13 protein-coding genes are annotated in these 15,349 nt (G+C 37.3%); 3 read left to right on the top strand and 10 right to left on the bottom strand.

Annotated elements, in window-relative coordinates; genetic code table 11:
* Positions 1–5: 5 nt before the first annotated feature.
* Complete coding sequence (locus HDE68_RS09600; RefSeq protein WP_183881262.1) at positions 6–1,343, bottom strand: GH1 family beta-glucosidase; 1,338 nt, start codon at positions 1,341–1,343, stop codon at positions 6–8.
* Between the two features lie 91 nt (positions 1,344–1,434).
* The gene (locus HDE68_RS09595) at positions 1,435–3,270 is read right to left on the bottom strand and encodes a MutS-related protein (protein ID WP_183881261.1); all 1,836 of its coding nucleotides are present in this window, start codon (positions 3,268–3,270) and stop codon (positions 1,435–1,437) included.
* A 149-nt stretch (positions 3,271–3,419) separates the two neighbouring features.
* Between HDE68_RS09595 and rlmH the strand changes: the two genes are divergently transcribed.
* A complete protein-coding gene (rlmH, locus tag HDE68_RS09590; protein WP_183881259.1) occupies positions 3,420–3,893 on the top strand; it encodes a 23S rRNA (pseudouridine(1915)-N(3))-methyltransferase RlmH in 474 nt (157 codons plus the stop codon).
* 288 nt (positions 3,894–4,181) lie between these two features.
* Here the strand turns inward: rlmH and HDE68_RS09585 are convergent, their stop codons facing one another.
* Positions 4,182–4,715 carry a DUF5606 domain-containing protein gene (locus HDE68_RS09585; RefSeq protein ID WP_183881257.1) on the bottom strand — a complete coding sequence of 178 codons (534 nt, stop codon included), beginning with the start codon at positions 4,713–4,715 and terminating at the stop codon, positions 4,182–4,184.
* Positions 4,716–4,718: 3 nt separating this feature from the next.
* Complete coding sequence (locus HDE68_RS09580; RefSeq protein WP_183881255.1) at positions 4,719–5,180, bottom strand: peptidylprolyl isomerase; 462 nt, start codon at positions 5,178–5,180, stop codon at positions 4,719–4,721.
* 186 nt (positions 5,181–5,366) lie between these two features.
* Here HDE68_RS09580 and HDE68_RS09575 point away from each other — a divergent pair, with 186 nt between their 5' ends.
* On the top strand, positions 5,367–6,629 hold the full coding sequence (locus HDE68_RS09575) for an asparagine synthetase B (protein ID WP_183881253.1): 1,263 nt from the start codon (positions 5,367–5,369) through the stop codon (positions 6,627–6,629).
* Positions 6,630–6,632: 3 nt separating this feature from the next.
* On the opposite strand, the gene HDE68_RS09570 is transcribed toward HDE68_RS09575, so the two are convergent.
* Genes HDE68_RS09570 through lpxK form a run of 3 tightly spaced genes read right to left on the bottom strand, consistent with a single transcriptional unit; the run spans position 6,633 to position 10,673 of the window.
* The gene (locus tag HDE68_RS09570) at positions 6,633–8,825 is read right to left on the bottom strand and encodes a putative porin (RefSeq protein ID WP_183881251.1); all 2,193 of its coding nucleotides are present in this window, start codon (positions 8,823–8,825) and stop codon (positions 6,633–6,635) included.
* Positions 8,825–9,640, bottom strand: a complete 816-nt coding sequence (locus HDE68_RS09565) for a purine-nucleoside phosphorylase (protein WP_183881249.1) — start codon at positions 9,638–9,640, stop codon at positions 8,825–8,827. The genes HDE68_RS09570 and HDE68_RS09565 overlap by 1 nt, the downstream gene beginning before the upstream one ends.
* Positions 9,612–10,673 (bottom strand): tetraacyldisaccharide 4'-kinase, encoded by a 1,062-nt coding sequence (lpxK, locus tag HDE68_RS09560; RefSeq protein ID WP_183881247.1) that lies wholly within the window; start codon positions 10,671–10,673, stop codon positions 9,612–9,614. Before lpxK ends, HDE68_RS09565 begins: the two co-directional genes overlap by 29 nt.
* 164 nt (positions 10,674–10,837) lie before the next feature.
* On the opposite strand from lpxK, the gene pruA reads away from it, so the two are divergent.
* On the top strand, positions 10,838–12,466 hold the full coding sequence (gene pruA, locus HDE68_RS09555) for an L-glutamate gamma-semialdehyde dehydrogenase (RefSeq protein WP_183881761.1): 1,629 nt from the start codon (positions 10,838–10,840) through the stop codon (positions 12,464–12,466).
* Between the two features lie 59 nt (positions 12,467–12,525).
* Here the strand turns inward: pruA and can are convergent, their stop codons facing one another.
* The 3 genes from can to HDE68_RS09540 form a co-directional block, all read right to left on the bottom strand.
* Entirely contained in the window at positions 12,526–13,239 is a 714-nt protein-coding gene (can, locus tag HDE68_RS09550) for a carbonate dehydratase (protein ID WP_183881245.1), read from the bottom strand.
* 5 nt (positions 13,240–13,244) lie between these two features.
* Positions 13,245–14,840, bottom strand: coding sequence for a SulP family inorganic anion transporter (locus tag HDE68_RS09545; RefSeq protein ID WP_183881243.1), 1,596 nt, complete (start codon positions 14,838–14,840; stop codon positions 13,245–13,247).
* A 77-nt stretch (positions 14,841–14,917) separates the two neighbouring features.
* Positions 14,918–15,196: a hypothetical protein gene (locus HDE68_RS09540; RefSeq protein WP_260171748.1), complete on the bottom strand. Its 279-nt coding sequence runs from the start codon at positions 15,194–15,196 to the stop codon at positions 14,918–14,920.
* Between the last annotated feature and the right edge of the window lie 153 nt (positions 15,197–15,349).

Here is a 15,349-nt window from a genome sequence, read left to right as displayed (position 1 = left end):
GGGGCTTATTTCTTCAAAAACTCCTGCCACCAGTATCCTGATGATTTTATGGTTCGCTGCTGCGTCTTGAAATCGTTGTGTACTAAACCAAACCTGGCATTAAATCCTTCTGCCCATTCAAAATTATCGAGCAGTGTCCATGCCATATATCCTGTGATATTAATCCCCTCTTTTTTGGCTCTTAATACTGCTAAAAGATAGAGCCTGAAATATTCTATACGCTCAGTATCATCTACTGCACCACCTGCCAGCTTATCATGAAAGGCTGCCCCATTTTCTGTAATGATCAGGTTTTTGATATTGGGATAGGAAGCAAACTGTTTAATAATATTATAAAAACTGTCTCCGTTAATTTCCCAGCCCATAGCGGTATAGGGTTTCTTTCTGTTTTTAGCTTTCACCTCCCAGGCCTGTACCACTGGTATAAAAGCATTGTACTTTATGGTTAGTGGAAAATAATTCTGTAAACCGATAAAATCAAAGTCAAATGTTAACCGCTCTGTATGTCTCCAGGTAGAGTGTGAAATCGCAAATTTTTCCATGACCTCCCATTCCTGCCCCGGATAACCCATTCCTAATGCAGGTTCTATAAATAGCCTGTTCATCAGACAATCTACACGTGAGGCCGCCAGAATATCAGCATCGCTCTGCGTATAGGGAATAATTTCTGAACAGGAGTAGGTAGTCCCGATATTTGCATTAGAAACTTCTGCACGTAAGATACGTCCTCCGTCGGCCTGAGCAATAGCAGTATGATGAACTGCAGAAAAGAAATTGGTTAATCCGGTTTTACCTGGTGCATGTACGCCAAGCATATAACCCAGAGAAGTAAAACCAAAAGGTTCATTCAGCACGATCCAGTTTTTTACTTTATCTCCATAGGTCTGAGCACAAAGTGTAACAAAAGCATTAAATGCCATATTAACTGAAAATGCCGTCCAGCCCCCTTCTTCTTCCAGTATTTCTGGCAGATCCCAGTGGTATAAGGTAATGTAAGGTGTGATCCCCTGTTCCAGACATTCATCGATCACGTTATGATAAAACCTGATTCCTTCATCGTTAACAATGCCTTTACCGTAAGGAAGTATCCTTGGCCAGGAGATTGAAAACCTGAATACAGAAAATCCAAGCAATTTAACCAGTGCAATATCTTCGTTATACCGATGATAGAAATCACAGGCCATAGCCGGATTATGCCCTTTTTTAATCTTACCAGATCTTTTAGAAAAGGTATCCCATATAGATGGGCCCTTACCATACATATCTGCTGCACCTTCAATCTGTAAAGCGGCAGTAGCCACGCCCCACGAAAAATCGTCACCAAAGTCGGATGCTTTAATCATATCTGAATTCTATAACAGGCAATATGAGAATTTGATGTTAACTTCATGTTATGTTTACAGTAAAGTTATAGTCTGATTAAAATCCAGCAGCTTACCGGGAGTCTGATTCATCAGGATTGAAACTCAAACCTATCTCTTTCAACAGCAGCGCTGCATTAAAAGTTTTACAGGCTCCATCTTTAAGTTTGTAATCAAAATTCATCTCTCCTTCTGACAACTGAATATCAAAATGATAATTTCTTACTTCCTTTGCGTACTTTTCAATCATTTCTGATAACTGAAGATCATGTGTAGCAAAGAGCGTTGGCGTTTTTTTAAGGATCATTTGCTGGATAAAAACCTTTGATCCCAGGTATTTATCTTTACTGTTTGTTCCTCTCAGCATTTCATCAATCAGTACTAAAGGATAAGATAATGTGGTTACGCCTTCAAGAATCATTTTTAATCTGTTGAGCTCTGCTTTGAATGTTGAGGTCTGATCATTCAATGAATCTTTAATCCTCATATACGTAAGGATTTCGAAGATCGACACCTTCATGTATTTAGCGCATACAGGAGCCCCGGCAAAAGCCAGGACCATATTTATACCGGCCGTGCGTAAAAAGGTGCTCTTACCGGCCATATTTGATCCGGTTACAATATCAACAGTTGGCAGACTATTAAAACTATAAGTATTGACAACCCGCTTATTTTCTGTAATCAGTGGATGCCCCAACTCTTTGGCCCCGAAATGAAAAGTGTCTGAGATAACCGGGAATGTAAAATCCGGTTCATTATGATTGAATGTGGCAAAAGATATCAATTCTTCAAACTGACTAATGGTATATAATCCTCTGATCAGCTGATTCGAAGATTTGATAAACCATTGATCAAGTCTGATGGAGCATCTGAAATCCCACAAAAGGAATATGTTAAACATAATCATTAACAAAACGTTCAGCCTTACATCGAATGCATTGATAATGCCAGACAGCTCTTTAATTTGTGTACTTAAAGGTGTTTCACTCTTTATTTCTGCAGAGAACCGCTGAATATATTTGCTCTCCCATTTTAACTCTTCTGTCCACTTTACAGTTCCTGAAATCGCACTAAGCAAACTTGCACTTCTACTGAATCCCATGTATATTTTACCAATCTCATGACGATAAGCAAAGTTTAAAATTACATTGATCAGTGCATAAAGTCCTAATACTTCCCAATATACACCACCATATAATATGCCCGGCAGAATAAATCCGGCAGATAGAAAAGGTGCAATTGCTGTATAAATCTTCAAAAGAGGCTTGTGCGTAAATTTCAGTTGTTCCGGCAGCTGATGCTCCAGTTTATAGGCAATAATTTCCAGCTGTTCAGGTTTATGATTTTGAAGCCCCGCCCTGAAATGGAAAGTACGGTCAATATTCCTGGTCAGCTCTGCAATTGCTTCCTGACGTTCAATAATTGTCTCTGGATTGCCTGGTTTACTCAAGCTGTCAGCAAGCAGCTTCATACCGTTCACAGTGTTTGAACGGTTGATAAATGCATATAAAGAGGAATGTCCGTAAATATCAAGATCTGATGAATATGGATGATATTCGTCTTCAAAATGTTTACCTTCTTTATATTTATTTTTACCGGTAACGATCAGGTTTACTTCATTCTGAAATACAAAGAGTAGTTTCTCTGCATAATTAAGTTCATTTTCTTTAGCGCTCTGGCGTTTCACAATAACCATAAAACATAAGACAGGCAGGCACATCAGCAGGCCGGTTACCCAGTGATAACCAAAATAAATAGTAATGCTGACTAAAAGTATTTCGATAATAAACAGACCTAATCTGGATAAAGAGATGTTATTAAGGGTTTTATGCAGTTCTTTAATTTGTGTTTCCTGAATTGCAACGTTATTTTGATAGTCCTTTAAAATACTATCTTTAGATTTTACCATATCTTTGAATCCTATAATTATTAAAAGCGCTAAGATTTTGGCTGTTGTTTAGATCTTAATGATATATTCCTGATCATACAAATCCAAACAGCCTCCTTGTCCCGGCGTTTCTAAATATAGGAATTACTATACTAGCAGATTAATATTGAATGAAAATAACTTTACTCGTTGTTGGAAAAACTGAAGACAAGTATCTGATTGAAGGCATAGAAAAATATCTTAACCGGTTAAAGCACTATATTGGGTTTAGCCTGGTTGTGATCCCTGATGTCAAGAATACCAAGAACTTAACAGAAGCACAGCAAAAAACTAAAGAAGCTGAACTGATTCTAAAACAGGTCAGCAATCTCGATACTGTCATTTTAATGGACGAAAAAGGGAAAAAATATACTTCTGTCCAGTTCGCAAACTATTTAAATAAACAAATGATAGGAAGTGTTCAGCATATGATTTTTGTTATTGGAGGACCTTATGGTTTTGATGAAAGTGTGTATAAAAGAGCAAACGGAAGTATATCTTTATCAGATATGACTTTTTCTCATCAGATGGTCCGCCTGTTTTTTGTGGAACAACTGTACAGGGCATTCAGTATCTTAAAGGGAGAGCCTTATCACCACGAATAAAAATCCATATTTATTCAAATGAGTATTATGGAATATTTTGCTTTATGCATCATTATAATAACCTATTAAAAAGAAAGGAATTTTATGCAACCAGGAGATTTTAAAAGAAAATACAGATTCAGAAGCAGAACAGATAACCGCCTGACTTTTGCGATTGCTATTATAGTTTCAATTATCGCATTTCTGCTCATCGTATATTATTTGTAATGCTTAACACAGGAATTCTTACCCATAAAAAAACCGGATGATAAACATCCGGTTTTTTTATGGGTAATTAAAAGGAGAGTATTAAACCCCTTTTTTACTTGTCATGTTAGCTTTCTTAGCCGGCTGAGATGTTTTAACAGGAGCTTTAGCATTTGAAGGTTTAGGCGTAGCCTTAACTTTCTTATCTTCTGCTGCCTTTACCGCCTCAACACCTTCTACAGCTCCAGGAGCAGCTTCTGTAAACAAAGGAAGATCCTTTAATAAGTGGTACCAGGTAACGATTTTCTTCATATCTGAAGTATAAACCTTTTCCTGATCGTGTGTAGGTGCAACCTCAACGAATAATGCTCTTAAAACTGCTGCATCAGCTTTCGCATCAGCAACTTCACCTTTTAATACAGCAATATTTGCTAAAACATCAATCAGCTTTAAATCTTCATCTTCACCGTAGATAGTAATATCTTCTAATGAAGCCAGTTTAGTAGAAGAGATACTAGTTACAATTTTAACCTTTTGAGCATCTAAGCCTTCCAGTACATAACCTGCTTTATTTTGTCCAACAAGTTTAAATAAACCTGGTCTGCCAGATACGGCTACAATTCCTCTTAAATTCATATCTTAATCTTCTATCACTTCTATACCTAAAATTCTGTCTCCTTGCTTGATGCTGTCAACAATGTCTACATTTTCAACAACTTTACCAAAACAAGTATGGTTTCTGTCTAAATGTGCAGTATTTGATCTGCTGTGGCAAATGAAAAATTGTGAACCACCTGTATTTCTACCTGCATGTGCCATAGATAATACACCACGCTCATGATGTTGGTTTCCACCATCAAGTTCACAGTCAATCTTATAACCAGGACCACCAGTTCCAGCTAAATGAGCTGTAGCTGCATCTTTGGAATTCGGGCATCCTGCCTGTACTACGAAATCAGGAATTACACGGTGAAAAGTAATTCCATCATAAAACCCCTCATTTGCTAATTTTTTAAAGTTCGCAACTGTGTTAGGGGCATCATTGTCATAAAACTCGACAGTCATGTCGCCTTTTTCTGTTTTTATTATTGCTTTGCTCATATTCCTTTTTTGTAATGGTCAAATTTAGTAAATTGAAATGACTAGATAAACTAAAGGTTTAAAAAACCATCCAACCTATAAATGTATATATAATGATTCATTTTAACGTTTATTAGTAATAAAAATTTCAATTACGCCCTTAGAGCTTGTTTAAAAGTTTAGATTCGTACCTGATCTGTTCTGCTTATGATTTTAAAAAAGAGTTTTTTTCTCCTGTTATTTCTAACTTTAACACTGGCGGTAAAAGCCTCATCAATTCTGATTTATATGGATGAGGATCAGAAAAATCATCTCAAGGCTTATGGCATTGCTTATTGGAGCATCAAACAAAATGCAGAGGTAAGCTGGCTCTTAAACTATCGTGGAGGTAGCTTTTTGATTAAATACAGTAAGCTTGTCGAAGATGAGTGTAAAACAAGGGGAGTTTCTTTTCAGGTACTGGCTGATGGTAAGGTGACTACCCTGCTCAATGAAATCAGTGACCCATCGGTCAACATGGAAATGGTTAAACTCGAAAAAGCTCCAAAAATCGCTGTCTATTCTCCAAAAAGTAAATTGCCCTGGGATGATGCGGTAACGATGGTGCTTACCTATGCAGAAATCCCTTATGATATTGTATATGATGATGAAGTATTAAAAGATAAACTAAGTGGCTATGACTGGCTGCATTTGCATCATGAAGATTTCACCGGACAGTATGGCCGTTTCTGGAGTGCTTTTCAGAATGCCACCTGGTATAGAGAAGACGTAAAAACACAGGAGGCAACAGCAAAAAGAAATGGATTCAGCAAAGTATCTCAAATGAAACTTGCTGTAGCTAAGAAAATGACGGAGTTCTGTGCTGGTGGTGGTTTCCTTTTCGCGATGTGCTCTGCCACTGATAGTTTTGATATTGCTTTATCGGCAGATGGAGTGGATATCTGCGCAAGCATGTTTGATGGAGATGCGATTGATCCGAATGCACAGTCAAAGCTTGATTATAATAAGACCCTTGCTTTTAAAGACTTTAAATTAGATCCTAATCCTGCAAATTACGAGTTTTCTGATATTGATGTCACCCAAACCAGAACCCTGACACAACAGAATGATTACTTCACTTTATTTGAATTTTCAGCTAAATCAGATCTTGTGCCAACCATGTTAACACAGGACCATGACCGGGTGATTAAAGGATTTATGGGCCAGACAACAGCTTTCAGAAAAAGTCTTGTTAAACCTAATATCATTGTTTTAGGTGAGAATAAAGGAGTTTCTGAAGTCCGTTACCTGCATGGGGATATTGGAAAAGGACAGTTCACTTTTTATGGTGGCCACGACCCTGAAGATTATCAGCATGCAGTGGGTGACCCTCCCACTGATTTAAATCTGCATCCTAATTCACCTGGATATCGTTTGATTCTGAATAATGTATTATTTCCGGCAGCTAAGAAAAAACATCAGAAAACCTGATGCTTAGTCGTAGAAATTCCAGCTCAGTCCAATCTTGAATAATTTATCCGGCATTGGATATCTGTTGACAGTATAATATCCTTTAGACTGGAGCCCCTGGTTAACGTATTCGTATTTAAGGAAGATATTTGCTTTTCTTAAGCTCGCTCTTACCCAAAGATCTACAATAGGATAGCTATCAAATTTAACTGGCTTATACTGGATCTTCGCATCCGGAGCCGACTGCCGGATATAAAACTGGCTGACTGCTGGCGAATAGGAGTAATTCACATATTTTGAATTATATCTTACGTCAAACCCAAATTCAGTCTTTAATACTTTAAAAACAGTTGCTTTCATGTACAGACTGTTAAAAGTATAAAAATCGGGCATTGGCATAATATCTTGTCTGCTTGTCTTTTGATAAACAATATAACTGTCAAGATTAAACCTGCCATAAGTAAATTTCTTCCCTAAAGTCAGCTTTAATACACTAATACTTTTTGACTCCTGCATTGGTCTGATCGTAAGCGAATCAACTGTCGTATTTCCCTGCAAAAAATACAAATAGTTATTAATCATATAGTATTCTGCACCAACATCCAATCCGAGTTTATCATTGATATATTTAAAGGACAGGTTTACAGTTTTTGTTCTGTTGAACGGACTAATGATAAATATATTGGAATCAGCCTTACTAGCAATAACAGCAGGAGTGTTTCTATAATCCACGTACTTAGGATCGACAGTACTATTGGTCCACCCAAAATGATTTCCGTAATGGGTATCATAAATCTCTTCTGGTGATTTATTCTGTAAATAAGCCCCTAAAACTATCCTGCCCAGGTTATGACTAACCAGCACATTGCTTTTAGCTTCATACATAAAATCTCCTGCCTGTCTGCCCTGAAATATTTGCTGTACATCAACGTTCAGATCTATCCGGTTACTAAACCTGTAACCTGCAGAGCCTAAAAGGGTAACGTTTTGAAATGATTTTGTATAATTAGAAAAGTACTTGTTATTAATAGTAGTTGTAGTCGTAGTAACTACTCCTTTATCATCAGTATTGGTATTGGTAGTGGTAGTAGGCAATACACCAACCATTTGGGAGTAATTATAGAAATCATGACGTATTCCCGCATCCAGCTTTAACTCATTTTTGATTACTGAACTGGATTTCCCCCGAAGAAAGAAACTATAAATAAATTCATTCTGGATATGCTTTACCGAAGTACTGTCATTGGTATAAGTAAGATCGCGCATCCCTGCCGGCAATACGGTATGATCATCCGATTCATTCTTTTGGAAAGCATAAGAATCCTTATCATATTTTATTGTATAAGAGATCTTATTGGTAGGCAGAATCTTTTTACTGATTTCCTGATCCAGAGTATCAATACGACCTACAAAATAAGTTTGTTTCAGGAAAAAGGTGTTCTTTCTGTAGATTTGCCTCGAAGCAGATAACCTGACACTCTGAGACATCCTGTCTATAGACAATTGATTATTCCCGAAGATATCGTCATTTACAATCGATCCGTTTTCAAAAGCTTTCAAGGTATTAAAGATAGCATTTGCATAAAGTGCGTATCTTTTATTTGGCGAAGTATACCAACTGAAAAAAGTACCGTTCAGCACATCTCCCCTTTGTCTGGGATAAAATCCATTAGCCCCGATCCGGTTATAACTTGCACCTACGTTTAAGTTTTTCTTAATATTCTGCGTGTGCATAACTTTAAAGATCTGCTCCCCTTCTCCGCTATATTGCCCTGCAAAATAAAGATTACTGAATGGTGTCCTTGCCTGATAATATTTGATATCATTATTTCCAAGGGCATACCAGTCCAGTGAATGAAATCCAGGATCAAAGCCAATTGTCTTTGAAGGTACAAATAACAGATCTTTAGCAGCTAACCCGATATTTCCGGTATTGAGCGTCGGCCTTCTGGGCTGTGCTATAGGACTGAAATTCTGCATTCCCCTTAAACTGGTATCCAGCGCCAATGTCTGAATACTATCTTTAGTGAGCTGCAGCGTTGTATAACGAACAAACCTGGAGGTAAAAACAACCGAATCCTTACTATTTTCAAGTTTACTTCTTAAGGAATCCAATTCTTTATTTTGATTCACAGAAGTCTTCAAATCCTGAGCAATAGCTTGCTTCGCCCCGAAAAAGAGACAGCTCAAAAGAAATAAAACAATGGTTTTACGCATTATAAAGAAAGAATTAACTGGCTTAATATTTTTGTCATTTTAGGCTCAGCAGTTCTTGCTGTTTCTACAATTTCTTCCAGGCTTACCGGAGCAAGCACATCTGTAAATCCTTCATCGGTCAATACTGAAATTGCAAAAACAGGAATACTCATATGATTGGCAACAATGACTTCCGGAACAGTACTCATCCCTACTGCGTCACCACCAATAATACGTAAATAGTTGTATTCTGCTTTTGTTTCCAGGTTAGGGCCTGTCACAGAAACATAAACTCCCTGATGACAGGTGATTTTTTCTTCTTTTGCGATTTCCAGGGCACGTTTGATAAAATCTTTTTGATAAGGCTGACTCATATCAGGGAATCTTGGTCCCATATCAGCATCATTTCTTCCACGTAACGGGCTTTCGGGCTGCAAATTGATATGATCATTGATAATCATCAGATCGCCTTTCTTAAAATCAGCATTCAAAGAACCCGCTGCATTTGAAATAAACAAATGCTGAATACCCAGCGCTTTCATTACTCTTATCGGAAAAGTAATCTGCTGCATAGAATATCCTTCGTAGTAATGTAATCTGCCTTGCATAGCAATTACCTTTTTACCATTTAGCTTTCCAAAAATCAATTTTCCTGAATGAAACTCTAAAGTCGAAATCGGAAAATTGGGAATATTAGAATACATCAGACTAAATTCTACTTCAATCTCATTTACAAGTCCGCCTAATCCGGTTCCAAGTACTATTCCTATTTCCGGCTGGAAATTATCACATTTTAGTTTTATATATTCAACGGTCTCGTGTAGTGTCTGAAACATATTTTAGTATCTTTTGGTCAAATGTTTTTTTACAGTCTGCCTCAATATTTATATTGATAGGCAAATAAAATACAGGCAAATTTAACAGTAATTCTTTGATTGTAACATCAAATAAACGCTGCGCATCCTTTTCTGTTGTGATAATAATTTTTTCTTTCGCCTGATCCTGAATATAGGCTTTTACCAATTTACTCAAATTTCCCGAACTGAATGAATGATGGTCCGGATAATCGTGATGCTCAATAGCTGGAGAAAACTGCAATAGATAGTCAAACAAGGGTTTTGGATTGGCTATTCCTGTCAGTAAAAAGATTTTTTTATTTTTCAGATCTTCAATATTAAGCGTAGCTGAACTGAAAAGACTCTGCAAATCTTTATAGTGTATAGAAGAGAAGAAAAGCTGATTAGAAACTGCTGATTTATTAAAGTGACTGCTACACTGCTCTTTTTGCAGTTCACTTATTTGCCAGGGCGATTTTGTAACCAGCAAAAGATCTGCCCGTTTATAACCCCGGAAAGGTTCTCTCATATTTCCGGCGGGCAGCAGAAACTGTGTCTCTAATAGTTTTTGAAATTCAAAAAGAAGAATACTAAAACCCGGGCTTAACCTTCTATGCTGGAAAGCATCATCCAGTATAATCACATCATGTGCATCTTTCAGCTGCTTTATTCCCTTAACTCTGTCTTCACAAACGGCAACTGTTACTTGCGGAAATTTATGATAAAATTGCAAAGGCTCATCACCTATTGACTTTGCTGTAGAAGTCTGGTCTGCATATAAGAAGCCTTTGGTATCACGTCCATATCCCCTGCTTAAAATTGCAATTTTATAATCAGCCAGCAAATGCACAAGATATTCAGTAACTGGACTTTTTCCTGAACCGCCAACCACCAGGTTTCCTACACATATAACTGGTATATCAAATTTTGTGGATTTGAAAAACCCCAGGTCATAGAGTTTATTTCTAAAAATAATCACTATACCATAGATCACAGAAAAGGGCAGTAATAGTAACCGGGCGTATTTTATCATGTTATGGAAGCTGCTTAAAGCTATCAGCTAAATTTAAACAGTTCCTCAAAAATAAGAATTATTTTCTGCCGCCCTATTGTCTGTTAGAAGAATATCATATAGTAGAATGGATTGACAGGCAATAAAATAAAAAACTATCTTTGTACAAACAACAATATTATATCATGCTCAAAGGATTTTTTAACGTACCAACACCTGAGAACGAACCTATTTTAGGTTATGCACCAGGAAGTAAAGAACGTGAATTATTGAAAGCTGCTTTAACTGAAGCACGTTCAAAAAAAGGTGACATCCCAATGTATATCGGTGGCAAAGCAGTCCATACTGATAAAAAAGGAACAGTTACTCCACCGCACGATCACCAACACGTTTTAGCACAATATAGCATAGGCGACAAAACTCATGTACAACAGGCAATAGATGCGGCATTAGCAGCAAAGCCTCAATGGGAAAACTTGCCATGGGAACAACGTGCAGCTATATTTTTAAAGATCGCTGAGTTAATTTCAGGCCCATACCGCTATAAATTAAATGCGGCAACAATGCTTGGCCAGTCAAAAAATGCTTATCAGGCTGAAATTGATGCAGCTTGTGAGCTGATAGATTTCTTACGCTTCAACGTAAGTTATATGGCTGACATTTATAAACAACAACCTCCTGTATCACCTAAAGGTGTTTGGAACAGAGTTGAACAGCGTCCTTTAGAAGGTTTTGTTTTTGCTTTGACTCCTTTTAACTTCACTGCTATTGCGGCAAACCTGCCAACATCAGCAGCATTAATGGGCAACGTTGTCGTTTGGAAACCTGCGGATACTCAGGTTTATGCAGCTAATTTATTAATGGAAATTTTCAGAGAAGCTGGTTTACCTGACGGGGTTATTAACCTTGTTTATGTAGATGGCCCTGAAGCTGGTGAAGTTATTTTCAACAGTCCTGACTTTGCTGGTATTCACTTTACCGGTTCTACTGCTGTATTCCAGAATATCTGGAAAACGATAGGTACAAATATCCACAAGTACAAAACATATCCTCGTATTGTAGGTGAAACCGGCGGTAAAGATTTTATTCTTGTTCACGGTTCTGCGGATGCTGAGGTTTCAAGTACAGCTATTTTACGTGGTGCTTTTGAATATCAGGGACAGAAATGTTCTGCTGCTTCAAGAACTTACATCGCGAAAAGTCTATGGCCAAAAATTAAAGAACTGATGCTGCGTGATCTTGCTACCTTCAAAATGGGTGGAACTGAAGATTTCGGTAACTTCATCAATGCTGTTATTGATGACCGCTCTTTCACTAAACTGGCAAAATATATTGATCAGGCAAAAGCTGATAAGGGAGTAGAAATCATTGCAGGTGGAAACTATGATAAATCTAAAGGTTATTTTATTGAGCCTACAGTTTTAGTAGTTGATGATCCTAAATATACAACCATGTGCGAAGAATTATTCGGACCTGTTTTAAGTGTATATGTATATGATGATGCAGATTTTGATCAGGTTTTAGAAATTATTGATACCACTTCTCCATACGCTTTAACTGGTGCTGTGATTGCTCAGGACCGTTATGCTATCGAAAAAGCATCTTATGCCCTACGTAATGCAGCTGGTAACTTCTATATCAATGATAAATGTACGGGTGCTGTAGTTGGTCAACAGCCATTTGGCGGTGCCAGAGGTTCAGGTACTAACGATAAAGCTGGTTCAATGATTAACTTATTACGCTGGGCTTCTCCACGTACAATCAAAGAAACATTCGATCCGCCTAAGGATTACCGTTACCCATTCATGGGATAATCAAAACATAAAAAAAGCCGGTTAATACCGGCTTTTTTATACTATTATTTATAGCTGAATTATTTCTGATCAGTAGTTGTTTTAGCCTGCACTTCTATTTTAGGCTTAGTTAGTCCTTCTATTTTAAATACAGAAGAAATGTGATCGTTAGATTCTGTAGTTACTCCCAAATCTTTAATCAATCCTGTTTCCAGACTATAAACCCAGCCATGGATACCTAGTTTTTTACCATTTCCCCATCTGTTTTGAACAATAGATGTTTTTGTCAGGTTAAATACACCTTCTATTACATTCAATTCTACCAGTCTGTCTGTACGTTTTTTCTCATTTGAGATCCTGTCCAGTTCATGGTAGTGCAAACGATAAGTATCTTTAATATTTCTAAGCCAGTTATCAATAATTCCGAATTGTTTATTACCTAGTGCTGCCGCAACACCACCACAGCCATAATGTCCACAAACAATAACATGCTCTACTTCCAATACGTTTACTGCATAATCCAATACACTTAACATGTTCATATCCGTATGCACTACAACATTTGCAATGTTACGATGAACAAAAATGTCTCCCGGATTGGTATTGGTGATCTGATTGGCAGGAACCCTGCTATCTGAACATCCTATCCACAAAATCGGTGGCTTCTGTCCTGCTGATAAACGGTCGAAAAAGGTTGGATCCTCAGCCAAAGTAGACGCTACCCAGTCTTTATTTCCCTGTAATAATCCTTCGTAAGTTATATTGTGGTTATGAGATTCTAATTTTGCGCACATAATATTTATATTTTATGAATATCTTCAATGATTTTGTTAGTTATTTTTGGTACTATATAATGTTCTTTGATGTCTACTAAGGTAACGATAATCCCCTTTGTATAAGCATTATGCTTAAAATTGTAGATGGTTTCCAAAACATCCGGATGAATGTATCTGGAGTTGCTTCCATCAATAATTACATTGGTTTCCTGAGGGATTTTTGTCAATACAACCTGTATTGCTGCCTTGTTCAGAAACGAAACTTCTTCAGACAGTTTAATTCTCAGATTTTTTTTATTTCCTTCTTCCTGAATTTTATAAAAGAAAGGATTACGCATGTTGGTACGAAGCAGATAAAACACTGATAACAACATACCAATAGCCACACCTTTCAATAAATCAGTCAATAAAACGGCAATTACCGTTATAAAAAATGGAACAAACTGGTCCCAGCCTTTATGGTACATATGTTTAAACAAACTGATTCTTGTCAGTTTATATCCTGTTACCAGCAGAATTGCTGCCAGACAGGCCAGTGGAATCATATTGATCAGTCCCGGTATAAAAAGGAAAGATAATAATAACCAGGAACCATGTAATATGGCAGACATCTTAGTTTTTCCACCTGCATTCACATTTGCAGAACTTCTTACAATTACAGAGGTCATTGGTAATCCGCCAAGCAAACCGCTTGTCATATTTCCCACTCCTTGTGCAATTAGCTCTCTGTTGGTTGGTGAAACCCTTTTTACAGGATCTATCTTATCTACAGCCTCGATACTCAGCAATGTTTCTAAACTTGCCACAACAGCAATTGTTAAGGCAACTATCCATACTTCCTTATTCTGAATCGCCGAGAAGTCAGGCATAGTAAACAAACCGGAAAACTCTGTCCATCCATTTACTACAGGGATGCTAACCATTTGCTCAGCTCTTAAAGCAAATTGTGTCTGCTGAAAAAACAAGCTTAACCCTATACCTAACATTACAACAAGTAACGGCGCAGGTACCACACTCAGCTTTTTGAATTTTGGCCAAAAGATCAGAATAGCAATAGAAAGCACAGTAATGATTATAGCAGCAGGATTGAGTAGTTTTAATGCTTCCCCAACCACACTATACATATGACCATTGCTTAAATTTTCATCCAGAAAATCTGTATCAACACCTAATGCATGTGGTAATTGTTTAAGTATCAGTATCAGTCCAATTGCAGCAAGCATCCCTTCAATTACGCTGGAGGGGAAGTAATTACCGATTGTTCCTGCTTTTACAAACCCAAGAATGACCTGCATTAGTCCAGCCAGCATTACGGCCAGTAAAAATACCTGATAACTGCCTAAATGAGCTATCGCACCTAATACAATAACTGTCAAACCTGCAGCAGGACCACTTACACTTAATTGAGATCCGCTTACACTAGCGACTACTATTCCCCCAATTACACCTGTCACAATACCCGCAAACAGCGGTGCGCCCGAAGCCAGGGCTATACCCAGACACAAAGGCAGGGCCACTAAAAACACGACAATACTTGCCGGGAAATCGCGCTTTAAATTCTTTTTTAAGATATATTTCTTCAATCCAACCTTTGAGGAGATTGAGTTTCCATTCTGCATAACATTCCTGCTAATTATTACTTATAATTATTTAATTGCGGTTAAACCATAGGTTTAGCCGTTATAATCTGTAAAAATTAAGAAAAGTTAGGCGGCGGTGTGGGTACCGAAGGATGATAAGGATTTACGTACCGTTTAAAGTGATCAATATAACAGTTCCTGATTCCGAAATCTACCAGTAACGGTACATAAGTATAGGTGTTATGAAAATCAATCGGTTTATAATCGATAAATTTAAGTAAAGACTTTCCTGAATCACAATCAGAACTATGTTCCTGCTCCAATTGGAGAATAACACTTTTAATAGTGTTTTTATCCATATGACCGACAAATACTGGTGCAGCAGAAATAATCATCTTCACAGTGAAGATGCTTATGAAGGCTATAACAATATGTAATCGATATTTATAAAAGGACATCCCGTGTGTATTCAGCTTTTTTAGTTTCCAAATGTAATACCAAGAAGCACTTTTTATCAATAAAATATGTAAAAAAAATGTAATTAAGTT

This window comes from Pedobacter cryoconitis (assembly GCF_014200605.1).
Classification (GTDB): Bacteria; Bacteroidota; Bacteroidia; order Sphingobacteriales; family Sphingobacteriaceae; genus Pedobacter; species Pedobacter cryoconitis_B.
Note: the sequence above shows the minus strand (reverse complement) of the source record. Positions and strands in the feature narration are given on the sequence as shown.